Annotated in this window: 18 protein-coding genes; 9 read left to right on the top strand and 9 right to left on the bottom strand. The window is 69.7% G+C overall.

What is annotated here, in order from left to right:
* Positions 1–22: 22 nt before the first annotated feature.
* The 7 genes from ABN611_RS02445 to ABN611_RS02415 form a co-directional block, all read right to left on the bottom strand.
* Positions 23–1018, bottom strand: a complete 996-nt coding sequence (locus ABN611_RS02445) for a 2-dehydropantoate 2-reductase (protein WP_350278096.1) — start codon at positions 1016–1018, stop codon at positions 23–25.
* Between the two features lie 110 nt (positions 1019–1128).
* Positions 1129–1323, bottom strand: coding sequence for a hypothetical protein (locus ABN611_RS02440; protein ID WP_350278095.1), 195 nt, complete (start codon positions 1321–1323; stop codon positions 1129–1131).
* A gap of 57 nt (positions 1324–1380) precedes the next feature.
* Positions 1381–2340 (bottom strand): ABC transporter permease, encoded by a 960-nt coding sequence (locus ABN611_RS02435; protein WP_350278094.1) that lies wholly within the window; start codon positions 2338–2340, stop codon positions 1381–1383.
* Between the two features lie 2 nt (positions 2341–2342).
* The gene (locus tag ABN611_RS02430; RefSeq protein WP_350278093.1) at positions 2343–3263 is read right to left on the bottom strand and encodes an ABC transporter permease; all 921 of its coding nucleotides are present in this window, start codon (positions 3261–3263) and stop codon (positions 2343–2345) included.
* Positions 3260–4273, bottom strand: a complete 1014-nt coding sequence (locus tag ABN611_RS02425) for an oligopeptide/dipeptide ABC transporter ATP-binding protein (protein WP_350278092.1) — start codon at positions 4271–4273, stop codon at positions 3260–3262. The genes ABN611_RS02430 and ABN611_RS02425 overlap by 4 nt, the downstream gene beginning before the upstream one ends.
* Positions 4270–5172 (bottom strand): ABC transporter ATP-binding protein, encoded by a 903-nt coding sequence (locus ABN611_RS02420; RefSeq protein WP_350278091.1) that lies wholly within the window; start codon positions 5170–5172, stop codon positions 4270–4272. Before ABN611_RS02420 ends, ABN611_RS02425 begins: the two co-directional genes overlap by 4 nt.
* Positions 5173–5252: 80 nt before the next feature.
* On the bottom strand, positions 5253–7049 hold the full coding sequence (locus ABN611_RS02415; RefSeq protein WP_350278090.1) for an ABC transporter substrate-binding protein: 1797 nt from the start codon (positions 7047–7049) through the stop codon (positions 5253–5255).
* A 156-nt stretch (positions 7050–7205) separates the two neighbouring features.
* On the opposite strand from ABN611_RS02415, the gene ABN611_RS02410 reads away from it, so the two are divergent.
* From ABN611_RS02410 to ABN611_RS02385, 6 genes are all read left to right on the top strand, one after another.
* Complete coding sequence (locus tag ABN611_RS02410; RefSeq protein WP_350278089.1) at positions 7206–7889, top strand: response regulator transcription factor; 684 nt, start codon at positions 7206–7208, stop codon at positions 7887–7889.
* Positions 7890–7924: 35 nt separating this feature from the next.
* Positions 7925–9301 carry a HAMP domain-containing sensor histidine kinase gene (locus ABN611_RS02405; RefSeq protein ID WP_350278088.1) on the top strand — a complete coding sequence of 459 codons (1377 nt, stop codon included), beginning with the start codon at positions 7925–7927 and terminating at the stop codon, positions 9299–9301.
* Positions 9302–9417: 116 nt separating this feature from the next.
* On the top strand, positions 9418–11016 hold the full coding sequence (locus tag ABN611_RS02400; protein ID WP_350278087.1) for an ABC-F family ATP-binding cassette domain-containing protein: 1599 nt from the start codon (positions 9418–9420) through the stop codon (positions 11014–11016).
* A gap of 124 nt (positions 11017–11140) precedes the next feature.
* Complete coding sequence (locus tag ABN611_RS02395) at positions 11141–11923, top strand: ABC transporter ATP-binding protein (protein ID WP_350278086.1); 783 nt, start codon at positions 11141–11143, stop codon at positions 11921–11923.
* The gene (locus ABN611_RS02390; RefSeq protein WP_350278085.1) at positions 11898–12230 is read left to right on the top strand and encodes a hypothetical protein; all 333 of its coding nucleotides are present in this window, start codon (positions 11898–11900) and stop codon (positions 12228–12230) included. The genes ABN611_RS02395 and ABN611_RS02390 overlap by 26 nt, the downstream gene beginning before the upstream one ends.
* Before the next feature lie 13 nt (positions 12231–12243).
* Positions 12244–15231 (top strand): FtsX-like permease family protein, encoded by a 2988-nt coding sequence (locus tag ABN611_RS02385; protein WP_350278084.1) that lies wholly within the window; start codon positions 12244–12246, stop codon positions 15229–15231.
* On the opposite strand, the gene ABN611_RS02380 is transcribed toward ABN611_RS02385, so the two are convergent.
* A complete protein-coding gene (locus ABN611_RS02380) occupies positions 15222–15371 on the bottom strand; it encodes a DUF664 domain-containing protein (RefSeq protein WP_350278083.1) in 150 nt (49 codons plus the stop codon). The genes ABN611_RS02385 and ABN611_RS02380 overlap by 10 nt on opposite strands.
* A gap of 151 nt (positions 15372–15522) precedes the next feature.
* Here ABN611_RS02380 and ABN611_RS02375 point away from each other — a divergent pair, with 151 nt between their 5' ends.
* Entirely contained in the window at positions 15523–15924 is a 402-nt protein-coding gene (locus ABN611_RS02375) for a metalloregulator ArsR/SmtB family transcription factor (protein WP_350278082.1), read from the top strand.
* Positions 15921–16907, top strand: a complete 987-nt coding sequence (locus ABN611_RS02370) for a cation diffusion facilitator family transporter (protein WP_350278081.1) — start codon at positions 15921–15923, stop codon at positions 16905–16907. Before ABN611_RS02375 ends, ABN611_RS02370 begins: the two co-directional genes overlap by 4 nt.
* On the opposite strand, the gene ABN611_RS02365 is transcribed toward ABN611_RS02370, so the two are convergent.
* A complete protein-coding gene (locus ABN611_RS02365; RefSeq protein WP_350278080.1) occupies positions 16861–17373 on the bottom strand; it encodes a GNAT family N-acetyltransferase in 513 nt (170 codons plus the stop codon). The two genes, ABN611_RS02370 and ABN611_RS02365, sit on opposite strands and share 47 nt — an antisense overlap.
* A gap of 84 nt (positions 17374–17457) precedes the next feature.
* On the opposite strand from ABN611_RS02365, the gene ABN611_RS02360 reads away from it, so the two are divergent.
* Entirely contained in the window at positions 17458–17745 is a 288-nt protein-coding gene (locus tag ABN611_RS02360) for a DUF1905 domain-containing protein (RefSeq protein WP_350278079.1), read from the top strand.
* The last annotated feature ends 22 nt before the right edge of the window (positions 17746–17767 follow it).

Below are 17767 nucleotides of genomic sequence, written 5' to 3'. Positions count from 1 at the left end.
TCATCATACGAGACCACAAATCTCACATAACAAGACGCAAAGCCTGCCACAGCTCCGCGCCCGACCAGGACCGACGCGCGATCCCGGCCTCCTGGATCAGCTCGCCGAGACGGCTGTTCACGGGCGCAGTACGCCCGAGCGACCCAGCGAGCCGAACGACCTCACCGTTCAGGTAGTCGATCTCGGTCGGCCGCCCCGCCTCCAGGTCCTCCCACATCGACGTCCGGGCAAGCGGATCGACCGCCAGCACCTTGCTCGCGAGCCGCCGGAAGAGGAAATCCGGCAACCGCAGAACGGCGGGGAAGCGATGCATAGGAATCGCCAGCAATTGAGCCGGCCGGATGCCGGCCGCGTCGAGCAGCTCGAGCGCCTCCGCCTGGGCAGCCGCGAGGCACCGGCGGTAGTCGCGCTGCGAGAGCTCGTCGCGCAGCGGGAGGTTCGAGAGGGCGTTGATCGGGTTGTTCAGGTTCAGCAGGAGCTTCGACCACTGCACCGGCAGGATGTCGTCGTGCTCCGTCAGCGGCAGCCCGGCCCGTTCGAAGGCCGCCAGGTACGGCGCCAACGCCGCGTCCCGCTGGACGTCGAGCGCGCCCTCCGTGCCCTGATGGAACAGCCCTGCGCCGCGCTTCAGCACGTTGAACGGGACCATCCCGGTCACGACGACCTGCTCGGTCAAGCGCGACCGCAGCACCTCGCCGTTCCGCACGCCGTTCTGGAAGCTCACCACCACAGCGCCAGGCCGCAAGACCTCAGCCAACTCGTCCGCAGCCTCAGCCGTCGCCGCTGACTTCACCGTCACCAGCACCAGCTCAGCCTCAGCCGCCACCGCCGGCGTGGTCTCGAAGCGCACGTTGTCGACCCGGAGATCAGCACCCAGATAATCGGTCAGCCGCAACCCGTACTCGGCCACCTCGTCGGCCATCCGCTGCCGCCCCACAAACGTCACCGGCGCCCCCGCCGCGGCCAGCCGCCCACCCACGTAACACCCGATGCCACCCGCGCCATAGACGACGATCACGCCGAACAAGGTACCGAAGGACGGGTAGTGCTCGCGTCCAATCCGTATTGCCCGTGCCCAGCGGGCACCACAGGGCGGACACCACCCGTCCTTCGGTACAGCTCAGCCCCTCAACCAGGCGGCCTGGTGGACACGTGCTGGTGATCCCCAGGCTCATAGTGCGCCGCGGTCTGACCACTCCCATGCCGCCGGGTGGACTTGGCGAAGGTGAACGCCTCGAGACCGATCACGTAGAAGGTCCACAGCGCGAAAGCGAGTGCGACCAGTGCGATCGCGATCAGGGGTAGTGCGATGGCTGCACCCATGGCGAGCCTCCCATCTGGCACCCGTCCCAGTACCCACTCAGCCTCCGGACCAAGCAACTAGTGCAGCCGTACCCGCGGGTCTAGCACGGCGTAGGCGACGTCGACGAGGAGGTTCGCGACCACGACCGCAGCGGAGGCGAACAGCACGATGCCGATGATCACCGGCAGGTCCTGCTGGTTGATCGCGGTCACCGCCGTCTGCCCGAGCCCGGGCAGGCTGAACACCGTCTCGATCACCACCACACCGCCGATCAGCTGCCCCAGATCGATGCCGAACTGCGTGACGACCGGCGTCAGCGCACTCCGCAGACCGTGCCGCACGATCACCCGGCGCTCCCGGATCCCCTTCGACCGCGCGGTCCGGATGTAGTCCTCGCCGAGCACGTCCAGCATCGAGCCGCGGGTCAACCGGGTGTACGTTGCCGCCAGCAACAAGGCAAGCGCGATCCAGGGCAGCAGCAGGTGCTGGAACCAGGGCCCGATCCCGCCGGTCAGCGGCGCGTACCCTCCGGCCGGGAACCAGCTGAACCCGGCCAGCGTGAGCCGGAAGTACAGGAAGTACAGCAGCAGCAAGCCGAGCAGGAACGACGGGAACGAGTAGAAGAACAACGAGAACAACGTCAGCCCACGGTCCGCGAGCGACCGCGGATGCGTCGCCGAGATCACGCCGTTGAACACGCCCAGCAGCAGCCACAGTACGGCGGCCCCGAGCGCCAGCGACACCGTGATCGGCAGCGCCTGCCCGATGATCCTCGTGACCGGGACCTGGTGGTAGTAGTCGTACCCGAGGTTCCCCTGGATCGCGTTCCCGAGGAAGTTCAGGTACTGCTTCCAGACCGGCAGGTCGAGACCGAGCCGCTGCTTGATCAGCGCGATCGTCTCCGGCGTCGCCTGCCGGCCCGCCAGCGTCTGGGCGACGTTGCTGGGCGCCACGAAGAACAGCCCGAACACCGCGACGCTGATCAGCCACATGACCAGGATCCCGTGACCGATCCGCCGCAGCAGGAACCTGACCATGCTCAGCTCCGATCCGCGCGGGGGTCGAAGGCGTCCCGGACCCCGTCGCCGAAGAGGTTGAAGGCGAGGGTGGTGATCAGCAGCGCCAGGCCGGGGAACAGGATGAACCACCACGCGGTCGTGTAGTAGTTCTGCGACTCGCTGATCATCCCGCCCCAGTCGGCGGTCGGCGGCGGCAGCCCGAGGCCGAGGAACGACAACGTCGCCTGCGTGACGATCACCACCGGGATCAGCAGCGTGGTGTAGACGATCACCGGCGCGATCACGTTCGGCAGGACGTCGACGAACATGATGCGCGTGTCGCCGGCGCCGAGCGAGCGGGCCGCCTCGACGAACTCGCGCTCGCGCAGCGAGAGCACCTGGCCGCGGACGATCCGGGCCACCGACGCCCAGCTGAAGCAGCCGATCACCAGCACCGTGACGGTCAGGCTGGGACCGGTGACGGACACCAGCGCGATCGCGACCAGCAGGAACGGCACCGACAGCACCACGTCGATCAGCCGCGCCAGGATCGTGTCGGTGATCCCCCCGAGGAACCCCGCAGCGAGTCCGAGCACGACGCCGATGACGACGGTGATGGCGGTCGCGATCACGCCGACGAGCAGTGAGACGCGGGCGCCGTACGCGATCCGCACCAGGACGTCCCGGCCGAGGTCGTCGGTCCCGAACCAGAACGTGCCGTTCGGGCCGCGCGGCAGGCCGTCCGGCGTCAGCCCGATGTCGCGGTACTGCTCGTTCGGCGGGTGACCCGTGACGGCCGCGAACACCGGCGCCAGGACCGCCGTCAGCACGATCAGCACGATCACGGCCAGCGAGATCATCGCTACCCGGTCCCGCCGCAACCGCCGTACGGCGAGCACGAACGGGCTCCGCCCTTCGATGGCCTTCGGTTCGTCGAGGACCAGCTCGACGGAGGCGGTCATGATGCCTTCAGGTCGGGTACTGCGGTGGACAGGTCTTCGCCCACCGTCAACGGGTAGAAGCAGGCGGTGCGATGGTCGGGCTTGTCGGTCAGGACGGCCTCCAGAGGTGGTTCCTCGGCAGCGCAGTCCAGCCGCGCCTTCGGGCACCGCGTGTGGAACCTGCACTCCTCCGGCGGGTTCGTCGCGGTGGGGATGTCGCCGCCGAGGATGATCTGCTCGCGGCTGTCCGCGGTGTCCGGGTCCGCGACCGGCAGCGCGGACAGCAGCGCCCGCGTGTACGGGTGCCGGGTCTGCCCGAACAGCTCGTCGGTCGGCGCCAGCTCGACGATCTTGCCGAGGTACATCACCGCGATCCGGTCGCTGACGTGCCGGATCACGGACAGGTCGTGCGAGATGAACACGTACGTGAGGTCGAGCTCCTGCTGCAGGTCCGCCAGCAGGTTGATGATCTGCGCCTGGATCGACACGTCCAGCGCCGACACCGGCTCGTCGCAGATCACCAGCTTCGGCCGCAGCGCGAGCGCCCGCGCCACCCCGATCCGCTGCCGCTGACCACCGGAGAACTCGGCCGGGAACCGGTTGTAGTGCTCGGGATTCAGCCCGACCAGTTCCATCAGCTCCTGGACGCGCTTCTTCCTGTCGTTGCCCGAGGCAATGTTGTGGATGGCGAAGGGATCGCCGATGATCGACCCGACCCGGCGGCGCGGGTTCAGCGAACCGTACGGGTCCTGGAAGATCACCTGGACGTCGCGACGCAGCGGCCGCATCGCCTTGCGGGACAGTTTGCTGATCTCCTGCCCTTCGAACCACACCGACCCCGACGTCACGTCGTGCAGCCGGGCCATGCAGCGCGCCAGCGTGGACTTCCCGCAGCCCGTCTCGCCGACCAGGCCGAGCGTCTCGCCCTTGTGTACTTCCAACGAGACGCCCGCCACCGCCTGGACGGTCTCCTTGGACTGGGTCGGGAACTCCTTGCGGACGTCCTCGACCTTCAGCAGTACGTCGTTCATGAAGCAACCGCCTCGTTGACGTCGTGGGGGAGCCAGCACGCCGACTGGTGCCGTGGGTCGCCGCCGACGTCGGTCAGCGGCGGCGTCTCCGAACACTTCTCGAACACGTGCGGGCAGCGGGCCGCGAACGGGCAGCCCTTCGGCAGGTTGATCAGGCTCGGCGGGGTCCCCGGGATCGGCGTCAGCCGGCTCCCGCTGCGCGCCGGCAGCGAGGCGAGCAGGCCCTGCGTGTACGGGTGGTGGTTGCGGTAGAAGATGTCCCGGCGCGGAGCGCGTTCCATTACCGCGCCGGCGTACATCACCACCACCTCGTCCGCCATCTCCGCCACCACGCCGAGGTCGTGGGTGATCAGGATGATCGCCGTACCGAACTGGTCCTGCAGGCGGCGCATCACGTTCAGCACCTGGGCCTGCACGGTCACGTCGAGCGCGGTCGTCGGCTCGTCCGCGATCAGTAGCGCCGGGTCGAGCGCCATCGCCATCGCGATCATCACGCGCTGCCGCATGCCGCCGGAGAACTGGTGCGGGTAGTCGTCGATCCGTTCCGCGGCCCGCGGGATGCCGACCAGGGTGAGCAGCTCGGCGGCGCGTTTGCGGGCCGCCTGCTTGCTGATCTCCAGGTCGTGGGCGCGGATCATCTCCACGATCTGCCAGCCGATCCGGTACTGCGGATGGAGGCTGGACAGCGGGTCCTGGAAGATCATCCCGATCTGCGCGCCCCGCAGCCGGCGCAGCGTCGCCTGGTCGGCGGTGATGAGGTCGGTGCCGTCGAAGTACGCCGTACCGGACACCGTCGCGCCCCTGGTGAGGCCGGTGACGGTCTGCGTGGACACGCTCTTCCCGGAGCCGGACTCGCCCACGACCGCGAGCGTCTGCCCGGCCTCCACGTCGAACGACACGCCCCGGACGGCACGGACGGTACCGTCCGGGGTGTCGAAGGAGACCCGGAGGTCCCTTACTTCAAGCAGGGCCATGAGGTTCAGCCGCCCTGCTTGTCTTTGGAGAGCCACACGTTGGTCGGGTCGTAGTTCTGCATCGAGGGGACGTAGACGGCGTTCTGGACCTGTTCGGCGCGGTAGTTCGCCTGCTTGTTGCTGGTGAGCGGGTAGAACGCGGCCTGCTCCATCACCCGGGCGTCGGCCTTCGCCCACAGGTCGGCGGCCTGGTCGACGGTCGGCGCGGCGATCGCCTGCTTGATCAGGTCGTTGGTCTGCGGGTCGTCGTAGAGCCCGAAGTTCGAGCCGACCGGCGGGAACGACGGCTCACCGGAGAACAGCGGGTTGAAGAACGACAGCGCCGCGTTGCCGTACCAGTCCGCGCCCCAGCCGGCAAGCGAGAGGTCCCAGACGCCGCGCCGCGCCACGCTCGGCACCTGCAGGTACTTCACGTAGAAGTCCGCGTTCGGCGACGGTACGCCGACGACCGTGATGCCGATCTTGGACAGGTCCTGCTGGACCGTCTGGAAGGTCTTGCTGCTGCCCTCGGCCGCGTTGCGGTACAGGAACTTCAGCGTCAGGTTCGGGTAGCCGGCCTCGGCCAGGAGCTGCTTGGCCTTGTCCGGGTCGTACGGGTACGGATCGATCTGCTTCGAGCCGGTGATCACGTCCGGCAGCACGTGCGTCAGCGGCGGGTTCAGCGTCTTCCCTCCGAGCACCTGCAGGATGTGGTCGCGGTTGATCGCGTAACTGATCGCCTGCCGCACCTTCGGGTTCTGCAGCGCCTTGTTGTTGTTCGGCGAGGCGGTGTTGTAGATGACGTACGGGTTCGAACCGGCCGTGTCGCCGATGGTCAGCTTCGGGTCCTTCTTCGCCTGCAGCGCGGGCAGCTGCGACGGCGGCGGCGCGACGTCCCACTCCATGTCCGCGGACGGCGTACCGGTCTGCAACTGCTGCTGCACCGAGTCCTGCGTGACGGTCTCGTTGATGACGATCTTGTCTACGTACGCCTTCCGCACCGGGTCGGACGCGGGGTCCCACGCCGGGTTGCGGGAGTACGTGATCGACTTCGTCGGCACCCACGAGTCGACCTTGTACGGACCGTCGGACGGATAGTTGTTGCCGAGCTCGGTACTGCCCGGCAGGTACTTGAGCGCCTCGACCGGCGCGGGGGAGAAGGCCGGCAGCGTCAGCATGTCGACGAAGTACGTCGCCGGCTGGGTCAGGTGGAAGACGACGGTCGTGTCGTCCTTCGCCACCACACCCGGCAACGGCGTCTTGTCGATGTACTGCTGGATCCCGGCGACCGTCTTCGGCGCCTTGGCGAACCCGTCGGCGAACGCCTGGTAGCCGAGGATCAGGTGGTAGAAGTCCGGGATGCCGCCGAACGGCTGCACCGGGTTGGCGGTCCGCTTCACGCCGCGGACCACGTCGGCGGCGGTGACCTGGCGGGCCGGCGTGGTGCCCCACTTCGCACCCGGACGGAGCTTGATCGTGTACGTCTTCCCGTCGGCGCTGATCCCGCCGTTCGCCGCGGTCGGGATCTCGGTGGCGAGGTCGGGGACCGGCGTGGTGTTCTTGCCGTTCGGGTCCGCGGGGTACGCGAACAGCTGCCGGCTCCACATCCGCAGGTTCAGGTAACCCACCGAGTAGTAGCTGATGTTGGGATCCATGTAGTCGACGTCGCCCGCCCCGAGCATGTTCAGGGTGCCGCCCGCGACCGGCGTACCGGATCCGCTTCCGGTGCCGGACGTCGTCGCGCCTCCGCCACTGCTGCACGCCGCCAGCGCAATACTCGCGACGGCGACGAGCGATACAGCCGCCAGCCCTCTTCTGGCCATTGGTCCTCCTCCGGGACTCGATAGCGCCGAAGGTAGGACTTGCGGGCCGGACCGGATCCCGGGTCACCGAACCGTCAATCAGATGTCACCGGCGGCCCGCGCGAACATGACGGTTTCATGACAGCGGTAACCCCGGAGTTGAGCGACACTTGAGCGGTGGCACACAGCCTGCTGTTGGTCGACGACGAGCCGCGGATCCGGCGGGTACTGCGGCTCGCCCTGGAGGACGAGGGGTACCAGGTCGCGGAAGCGGCCAACGGGTACGACGCTCTGGCCGCGCTGCGCCGGGAACCGCCGGACGTGGTGCTGCTGGACCTGATGCTGCCGGACCGCGACGGGTTCACGGTGTGCCGCGAGATCCGGCGCGCGAGCGACGTACCGGTGATCATGGTGACCGCGCGCACGGACAGCCACGACGTGGTCGCCGGGCTGGAGGCGGGCGCGGACGACTACGTGACGAAGCCGCTGGTCGCGAAGGAGCTGTCGGCGCGGATCCGCGCGCTGCTGCGCCGCGTCGAGCCGGGCAACGCGCGCCAGCCCGACCTGCTCGAGGTCGGCGACCTGCGGATCGACGTACCGGGAGCCGAGGTGACGCGCGACGGCGAGGTGCTGGCGCTGACCCGGACCGAGTTCAAGCTGCTCGCCGAGCTGGCCGGCGCCGAGGGCAAGGTGCTCAGCCGCGAGCAGTTGCTGTCGAAGGTCTGGGGCTACGGGTACTTCGGGGACAGCCGGATCGTCGACGTCCACGTCCGGCGGCTCCGGCTGAAGATCGAGCGTGACCCGGCCAGCCCGACCCATCTCGTCACCGCCCGTGGCCTGGGCTACCGACTGGTGAGCTGACGTTGCTGGGGCGGGTCACCCTGCGGGGTCGCGTGATGCTGGCCTACGGCCTGCTCGCGCTGGGGTTGTCGACCGTGCTGGCGATCGTCACGTGGAGTGTCGTCTCGGACTACCTCGTCCAGCAGCGCGAGTCGTCGGCAGTGACGGTGACCGAGGACAACGCGGCCGCGTTGCGGTACGGGCTGTTCGGGCCGCCGGAGCCGTGCCCGCCGGTCCGCGAACGCGTCGAGTGCCCGAGCCCGATGCTGCGTTCCGACGTGTCCCCGATGGAGGTGCTGAACGGCCTCCCGTCGACGGACGCGGCCGCGTCGATGCTCTACCTCGAGGGCGAGTGGTACGCGCTGACCGGGAAACCGTCCGATCTCCCGCAGGACCTGATCCAGGGCGCGATCCACGGCTCGGTGATGCACCGGCGGATCGAGGTGGGCGGCCAGCCGGTGCTCGCGGTCGGCGTACCGGTCGGGCGCCAGGGCGAGGCGTTCTTCGAGTGGCATCCGCTGAGCGCGTTGGACAACACGCTGCGGACGTTGGCGATCACGCTGATCGCGGCGGCGATCGCGACCGCGCTGATCGGCCTCGCGGTCGGGAGGCTGGCGAGCACACTGGCGCTGCGGCCGCTGGCCGAGCTGACCCGGGTCGCGGACGCGGTCGCGCGCGGGAAGTTGGACGCCCGGCTGCACGCGGAGAACGACAAGGACCTCGGCGGCCTGGCGCGGTCGTTCAACCAGACCGCGGCCGACCTCGAGCGGCGGGTGGCGGCGGACGCGCGGTTCGCCGGCGACGTCAGCCACGAGCTCCGCACGCCGTTGATGACGATGCTGAACTCGATGCAGCTGATCCAGAACCACCGGTCCGAGCTGCCGGCCGCCGTACGAGAGCCGGTCGAGCTGCTCGGCGACGACCTGGAACGGTTCCGGCGACTGGTGATCGACCTGCTGGAGATCTCCCGCGACGACGGCGGGGACCGGGGGAGCCGGGAGATCGTCCGGATCGCCGACCTGGTCCGGGCTGCGGCCGACGCGACCGCCGGGCGCGCGGTGACGGTGGTCGAGCCGGGCGCCGAAGGGCTCACCCTGCAGGCGGACAAGCGGCGGCTCGAGCGGGTGATCGCAAACCTGGTCGAGAACGCCGAGGACCACGCCGGCGGGTGCAAGGGCGTCGGGGTCGCGGCCGGTGGGCTCGGCGTGGTGATCACCGTCGACGACGCGGGTCCCGGCATCCCGGTCGAGGACCGGGCGCGGATCTTCGAGCGGTTCGGCCGCGGCGAGACGGCCGGGCGCAGCCGCGGGGTCGGCCTCGGCCTCGCGATCGTCGCCCGGCACGTGCAGTGGCACCACGGCACCATCCACGTCACCGAGCCGCCGGACGGCGGCGCGCGGTTCGTGATCGAGCTCCCGGCGAAAATCAGCTGACGGTTCCCGGCCGGCCCGGATACCGTGGGCGCATGGCTACTTGCCTCTGTGTCTAGCCGGCGCACCCGCTTCTACAGGTGAGGTGCGTCCATTGGCTAACACGGAGAGTAACCATTATGATCACCGTTCGCGGTGTCGACCTGCGGGTCGCCGCTCAGCTGCTGCTGGCGGATGTTTCGTTCACTGTCGGCGCGGGCGACCGCGTCGGGCTCGTCGGCCGTAACGGCGCCGGCAAGACCACCCTGATGAAGACCCTGGCCGGCGAGACCCGGCCGGCGGCGGGGCAGATCGCTGTCACCGGTTCGATCGGCTACCTGCCGCAGGATCCGCGCGCGGCGGATCCCGCGATCACCGTCACCGACCGGATCCTGTCCGCGCGGGGCCTCGACACCGCCGTACGGCGGCTTCGTGCGGCCGAGACGGCGATGAGCACCGCCACCGGTGAGGCCCAGGAGAAGGCCATGGCGGCGTACGCGCGGGCCGAGGCGGAGTTCCAGGCCGGTGGTGGGTACGCGGCCGAGGCGGAGGCGGCGCGGCTCGCGGCCGGCGTCGGCCTGCCGAACCGTGCGCTCGAGCAGCCGATCGGGGAGCTGTCCGGCGGTCAGCGCCGCCGGGTCGAGCTGGCCCGGATCCTGTTCGCGCAGCACGACACACTGCTGCTCGACGAGCCGACCAACCACCTCGACGCCGACTCGGTGCAGTGGCTGCGGCAGTTCCTGCTGTCGTACCCCGGCGGGCTGATCGTCATCAGCCACGACCGCGAGTTGCTCAAGGCAACGGTCAACCGGGTCTTCCACCTCGACCCGCAGCGGCTGACGATGGACGTCCACAACACCGGCTGGACGAAGTACCTCGAACAGCTGGCCCTGGACGAACGCCGCCGGCAGCGCGAACGCGCGGTCGCCGAGCGGAAGGCCGCGGTGCTGCACGCGCAGGCCGCGAAGATGCAGGCCGGCGCCACCACGGCCGTCGCCGCCCGGAACATGGCGCGGCGCGCGGACAAGCTGCTGTCCGACCTCGAGCCGGTACGGCGGGCCGCCCGGGTCGCGAAGATCCGGCTCCCGGCCCCGGCGCCGTCCGGGCGGACGCCGTTGTCGGCGGTCGGGCTGAAGAAGTCGTACGGCGCGCTCCAGGTGCTGGACGGCGTGGACCTGGCGATCGACCGCGGCAGCCGGGTCGTGATCCTCGGGCTGAACGGCGCGGGCAAGACCACGCTGCTCCGGCTGCTCGCGGGACGGGAACAGCCGGACGCCGGGCGCGTCGTACCGGGTCACGGTCTGCGGCTCGGGTACTTCGCGCAGGAGCACGACACGTTGGACCTGGCCGGCACCGTCCGGCAGAACCTCGCAGCGGTGGCCCCCGGCCTGACCGACGGCGAGGTCCGCAACGTGCTCGGCTCGTTCCTGTTCAGCGGCGACGACGTCGACAAGCCGGCCGGCGTACTGTCCGGCGGCGAGAAGACCCGGCTCGCGCTGGCGGGCCTGGTCCACTCGAGTGCGAACGTGCTCCTGCTGGACGAGCCGACCAACAACCTCGACCCGGCCTCCCGCGACGAGGTGCTCGGAGCTGTCGGCAACTACCCGGGCGCGATCGTCATGGTCACCCACGACGAAGGCGCCATCGAATCCCTCCGCCCCGACCGGGTCCTCATCCTCCCCGAGGCCACCGAAGACCTCTGGTCCGACGACTACCTGGACCTGGTCTCGCTGGCCTGATCGCCGGCCCGGACCTTCGGCACGCCGTACGCGGGACGTTCGTCCCTGACCGGCGGGCGCCGGGCCGCCAAGCCTGGAAGGAACGAGCCTTCGTTCCCGCCCGCCGCCAGTGAGGAGGACCGTGATGCTGAAGCGCCGGGCCGATCGGCCATTGCGTACCGAGGACTTCCAGGGCGACGTGATCGTGCGCGCCACCGCCGTACGGAAGACGTACGACACCGGGCAGGTCCAGGTCAACGCCCTGCAGGGGATCGACCTGGAGCTGCGCCGTGGCGAGATGGCCGCGGTGATGGGTCCGAGCGGGTGCGGCAAGACCACGCTGCTGAACTGCCTGTCCGGGCTGGACGAGATCGACGGCGGCGAGATCCTGATCGAAGGCGTCGACCTCACCGAGCTGCCGGACCGGGCCCGGACCCGGTACCGCGCCGAGCGGATGGGGTTCGTCTTCCAGTTCTACAACCTGATGCCGGTACTGTCCGCGGTGGAGAACGTCGAGCTGTCGCTGCTGCTCGCGGGGCAGGCGCCCAAGGCCGCCCGGGAACGGGCGATCGAGGCGCTCGACCTGGTCGGTCTCGCCGGTCGCGCGGACCACGTCCCGGACGAGCTCTCGGGCGGGGAGCGGCAGCGGGTCACCATCGCCCGGGCACTGGTCAACACCCCGGCGATCGTCTGGGCCGACGAGCCGACCGGAGACCTGGACAGCGAGTCGGCCGACGAGATCACCTCGCTGATGCGGAACCTGAACCGCGAGCGCGGCCTGACCTTCCTGATCGTCACCCACGACATCGCCGTCGGCCGGCGGACCGACCGGATCATCAGGATGCTCGACGGCCAGGTGGTCGACGAGCAGTCCGTGAACGCGCCCCGGAGGGAGCTCAGCCATGTTCACGCGTCTCACGTTGCTTGAGATCGACACCGTCCGGATCGACACCGGGTCGGCGGTCGAGCGGTTCCGGGCCGAGGTGCTGCCGGAGCTGCACCGGCAGCCCGGCTACGCGGGCGTCCTGGTGATGGCCACGCCGGAGGGGCTCGGCGCGATCGTCAGTTTCTGGGAGACCGCCGACGCGGCCGACGCGGCCGGAACGGAAGGCTTCTACGCCGAGGTCCTGGAGCGCTACACCACCATCTTCCGGTCGCCACCGGGACGGGAGCGCTACCGGCTCGCCTTGGCCGAGCTGCCGTCCGTGGAGGCGACCGCCCCCGCCACGAGTTGAGGGGATGCGGGTCATGAGCGAACTGTTCGGTGCACCCGTCGCGGCGTTGTCCGTCGTACTGGGCCTGCTCGTCGTCGTCACGCTGGCCGTGGTGGCCGCACTGGCCGTGCGGAACAGAGTGTTGTTCAAACTCGGCGTCCGGAACATGGCCCGGCGCCGCGGCCGGACCGCGATCATCGTCGGCGGCCTGATGCTCGGGACGATGATCATCGCCTCCGCCCTCGGATTCGGCGACATCATCTCGCACACCGTCCGGACGTCGGTGATCACGACGTACGGCCAGACCGACGAGATCGTGTCGGCGCGCTCCACCGACGAACCCGACATCGTCACTCTCGGCCGCGGAGCGGGCGCGCGCTTCCTGACCGCGGCCGAGGCGGCTCGGGTGGTCGACGCGGCCAGGCAGGTGCCGGCCGTCGACGCCGTCGCGCCGGCGATCAGCGAATCGGTCGCCGTCCAGAACGCGAGCAGCCGGGCGAGCGAGCCGCACGTCACCCTGTTCGCGACGGATCCGTCGTCGGCATTCGGCCGGCTCCGCAGCACAGCGGGTGCGAACCTGCGGCTGGACGAGCTCGCGGCAGGGGAGACGTTCCTGAACGCCGACGCGGCCGACGATCTCGCCGCGGGGCCGGGCGATCAGCTGGTCGTGTTCGCGGCCGGCCGTCAGCAGCGGCTCACCGTCAGCCAGGTGGTCGAGTACGACGGCACCGGAACCGACGGCGGGGCCTTGCTGATGCCGCTCCGGGCGGCGCAGCAACTGCTGGGTGCCGGTACGGGTGTCCAGCAGATCCTGGTGTCGAACGACGGCAACGAGGTCAGCGGCGCCGACCGGACCGACGAGGTCGTCGGGGCGCTGCAGCCGACGACGGCCGAACTCGGACTGTTCGTGGACCCGGTCAAGCGCGACGGTCTCGACCAGGCCGACGAACAGGGTGCGAGCTTCCTGTCGATGTTCTCGACGATGGGAACGTTCACGATCTCGGCGGGCGTGCTGCTGATCTTCCTGGTCTTCGTCATGCTCGCCGCGGAGCGCCGCGGCGAGATGGGCACCGCGCGCGCGATCGGTACGCAGCGGCGCCAGCTGATCCAGATGTTCGTGTTCGAGGGCGTCGCGTACGACATCCTGGCTGCCGTCGTCGGCGCCGTCCTGGGGCTCGGCCTCTCGATCGGCATGGTCCGGGCGATCGCCGGCGCCTTGTCCGGGCCCGGCATGGTGACGATCCGGTACCGCCTGACCGCGACCAGCCTGATCGTGTCCTTCGCCCTCGGCGTGCTGCTCACCCTCGCGGTGGTGCTGATCGCCTCGTGGCGGGTCAGCCGGCTCAACATCGTCACCGCGGTGCGCAACCTGCCCCAGCCGCCGAAACGCCGCCGCCGCAGGGCGTGGGGCGTCCACATCGCCTGGACACTCCTGCTCGGCACCGCGTTCGTCGTACTGGCGTATCGCGGCAAGAGCGCGGAACTGCTGCTCGCCGGCGGCACGCTGCTGATCTTCGCCCTGGTCCCGCTGATCCGCCTGCTCGGCGGCAGCGAACGGCTGACCTACACCGTGGCCGGTCTCGGTGTCCTGGTGTGGAACCTGCTGCCGTTCTCGGTCTACGAGCGGCTGGTGCCGGGGCTGCGGATGGGGTTCTCCGTCTTCGTTCTGGCCGGGCTGCTGCTGGTGGCGGGCGCGACGATGATCGTCGTCCACAACGCGACCGCCCTGCAGTCCGCGCTGATGTGGGCGTTCGGACGATCCCGGCATGCCGCACCGGTGGTCCGGACCGCGATCGCCCAGCCGCTGCGGACCCGGTTCCGCACCGGCGCGACGATCGGGTTGTTCATGCTGGTCGTGTTCACCCTGGTGGTGGGATCGGCGACCTCCGGGTCGTTCGTGGCGGCGTACAACGACGAGGACACCTTCGGCGGCGGGTACGACGTCACCGCGCAGACCTCACCACTCGCGCCGATCACGGACATGGACCAGGCGCTGGCCACCGCGCAAGGGCTCGACCGGTCCGGCATCGCCGCGGTCGCCGGCCAGTCGTACCTCCCGGTGCAGGCCCGTCAGGTGGGGCAGAGCACCTATCCCGGGTACGTCCTCAGGGGTCTCGACGACGAGTTCACCCGGTCGACGACGTACGGCTTCGCGCTCAGGGCCGCGGGCTACGGCTCCGACCGCGAGGTCTGGGACGCGGTGGCGCGCAATCCCGGCCTGGCGGTCGTGGACGCGTACTCCGTCCCGCGGCGCGACAACTTCGGCACGCCGAAGGTCTCGGACTTCGGGCTCACCGGGTTCTACCTGGAGGACGGGAGCTTCCGGCCCGTGCCCGTCGAGGTCCGCGACATCCAGTCCGGCAAGACGCTGCGGCTGACTGTCATCGGCGTACTCGCCGACACGGTGCCGTTCGCGATGCTCGGCATCTCGACGGCGCAACGGACCGTGGCGCCGCTGGGTGCGCCGGCGACGCCGAGCGTCTGGTACTTCCGGACGGCTCCGGACGCCGACCCGGTCGTCGTCGCGAAACAGCTCGAGTCGGCGTTCCTCGACAACGGGATGCAGGCCACGGCACAACGCGAGGCGCAGCGGGACGCGGTCGGCGCGAGCCTGACGTTCCAGTACTTGGTGCTCGGGTTCCTGGGGCTCGGCCTGGTGATCGGAGTCGCCGCCCTGGGCGTGATCAGCGCCCGCTCGGTGGTCGAGCGGCGGCAGCAGATCGGCGTACTGCGGGCGATCGGCTTCCAGGCCCGGATGGTGCAGATGATCTTCCTGGTCGAGTCGTTGTTCATCACGCTGATCGGCGTGGCCGCCGGAGCGGTGCTGGGTCTGCTGGTCGCGGCCAACGTCATCACCGACGCCTCCGGCCAGCCCGGAATGGAGAACCTGACGCTGAAACCCCCGTGGACCGCGCTCGGCGTCATCCTCGTCGTCGTGGTGGTCTCGACGATCCTCACCACCTGGCTCCCCAGCCTCAAAGCCTCCCGCACCTACCCCGCCACCGCCCTGCGCTACGAGTGAGGTCCGGTTTCACCAGGCGTCACCTGCGCCGGTGATCTGCCGGAGCGCGCCTGCCGTACGGCGTCCAGCAGCAGATCGAGGTGACCGCGGTGCTGCGCGGTCTCCTCGATCATGTGCAGGTAGATCCACCGCAGACTCACCAGCTGCCCACCGAACGACCCCCGCACGGCGCCGAGCGCCACGGCTCGGCCGACGGCACGTCGAGGAACTTGTGGCTGAACCACAGGTCCTCCACGGCGTTCACGCAGGACAGTGTTGCCGGTGGAGGGGCTGATGATCTACCGTGAATATATGAAGAGTTCTGCAGATGTGCAGCTCGATGACTGCCGGGTGCGGCTGGTGGATCCGGAGCGGGTGGCGAGCGTCAATGCCAGGATGCCCGGTGAAGACGACATCGTCGACACGGCTGATGTGTTCGGGTTGCTGGGGGATCCGCGGCGGCTGAAGCTGCTGGTCGCGTTGCTCGACGGGGAGTTGTGCGTCTGCGATCTCGCCGCGATCACCGGGCTGAGCGAGTCCGCGACGTCGCACGCGCTCCGGCTGCTGCGTGCGCACCGCGTGGTCGCCGTACGGCGGGACGGGCGGAACGCCTTCTACCGGCTGGACGACGCGCACGTGCGGATGCTGCTGGACCTCGCCGTCGCGCACACGGAGCACACGGACGCCATTCACCCGGAGAGGTCGGAGTCGTGAGCGCGGGACACGGGCACGGCCACGCGGTCAACGCCGCCGCGGACCGGAAGTTGCTCGGCACCGCACTCGCGTTGATCCTCGGCTTCATGGCCGCCGAGGTGGTCGTCGGGATCGCGGCCGGCTCGCTCGCGCTGGTCACCGACGCGGCGCACATGCTGACCGACGCGATCGCGATCGCCCTGGCCCTGCTCGCGATCCGGCTCGCCGCGAGACCCCCGGCGGGCGGCTTCACCTACGGTTTCAAGCGCGTCGAGATCCTCTCCGCACAGGCCAACGGCATCACGCTGCTGCTGCTCGCGGCGTTCTTCGTGTACGAGGCCGTCAACCGGCTGATCCACCCGCCCGAGGTCGAGGGCGCCCTGGTGCTGATCACCGGCGTGGTCGGCATCGTCGTGAACCTGGTCGCCACCTGGCTGATCAGCAAGGCGAACCGCGCCAGCCTGAACGTCGAGGGCGCCTTCCAGCACATCCTGAACGACCTGTTCGCGTTCATCGCCACCGCGATCGCCGGTCTCGTCGTCCTGCTCACCGGCTTCACCCGTGCGGACTCGATCGCCGCGTTCGTGGTCGCCGTCCTGATGCTCAAGGCGGGCGTCGGCCTGGTCCGCGACTCCGGCCGGATCTTCCTCGAGGCCGCGCCGACCGCGATCGACCCGCAGGCGCTCGGCGCCGAACTGTGCGCGGTCGAGGGCGTCGTCGAGGTGCACGACCTGCACGTCTGGGAGATCACCTCCGGCGAACCCGCCGCGTCGGCGCACGTCCTGGTCGCGGAGGGCCTGGACTGCCACGAGATCCGGATCCGCATCGAGAAGGTGCTTGCCGAGCGCCACCATCTGACCCACTCCACGCTCCAGGTCGACCACGCGACTGCTGACCGTCCGGAGGAGCATTGCAGCGACGCGCACGGTCCGGTGCACACGACCGTGCACCGCGCGGTCACAGGTGCTGGATCAGCACCTGACCCGGCCAGTCCACATCATTGACCCGCGGTACGGCGAAGGCCACGTCGCGCGTGAAGCCCTGCTTCTCGTAGTACCGCACCAGCGCACCGTCGCCGCCCGCGAAGCAGTCGACGCGCAGCAGTCGTACGCCGGCCTCGCGGGCGAGCGCGCGGGCGTGGTCGAGCAGTACGCCGCCGAGGTTCTGTCCGCTGGACGCGCGGTCGGTGACGAGGAGCCGCACGTACAACTCGGGCTCGGTGGCCGGCGGCACGTAGTCCAGGGCGGCGCCGACCGCGAGCGCGCCGATCACCTGGTCGGCGGCCGATCCGATCCAGAGTCCGCCGTCCGCGGCGAAGGACGTGATCTGCTCGACGCGGCGCGGGCTCGTCGAGTGTGGCGCCGTACCCCATTGGTCGGTGCGGCCGCGCGCGACCAGCCACTCGGTCGCCCCGTCGAGGAGCTTCAGCACCGCCGGCACGTCGTCGGGTCCGGCTCGGCGGATCGTCATCTGCACAATCTTCAGAATAAGTTGGCCGGGGATGTCGAAACGGCGTCGGCAGTCTCTACCCAGGGGTGTAGAGAGGAGCTCACCATGAGCAAGAAGACCGGAAAGCTGGACAAGACCTTCACCGCGCCGCTGCGGAAGAGCGACGCCAAGGGTGGTTGGACCTACCTGCAGATGCCCGGGTCGGCGGAGTACTTCGGGACGCGCGGGCTGGTCAAGGTGCGCGGCACGATGGACGGGCACCCGTTCGAGAGCTCGTTCATGGCGCTCGGTGACGGGACGCACAAACTGCCCGTCAAGGGCGACCTGCGGAAGCTGCTCGGCAAGGAGCCGGGGGACGAGATCACCGTCTGTCTGGAGGAACGTCTCAGCTGACAGTGCCTCCCATTTGATCTGA

Source organism: Kribbella sp. HUAS MG21, from assembly GCF_040254265.1.
Classification (GTDB): domain Bacteria; phylum Actinomycetota; class Actinomycetes; order Propionibacteriales; family Kribbellaceae; genus Kribbella.
This window is presented reverse-complemented; position numbering and strand designations above follow the sequence as displayed.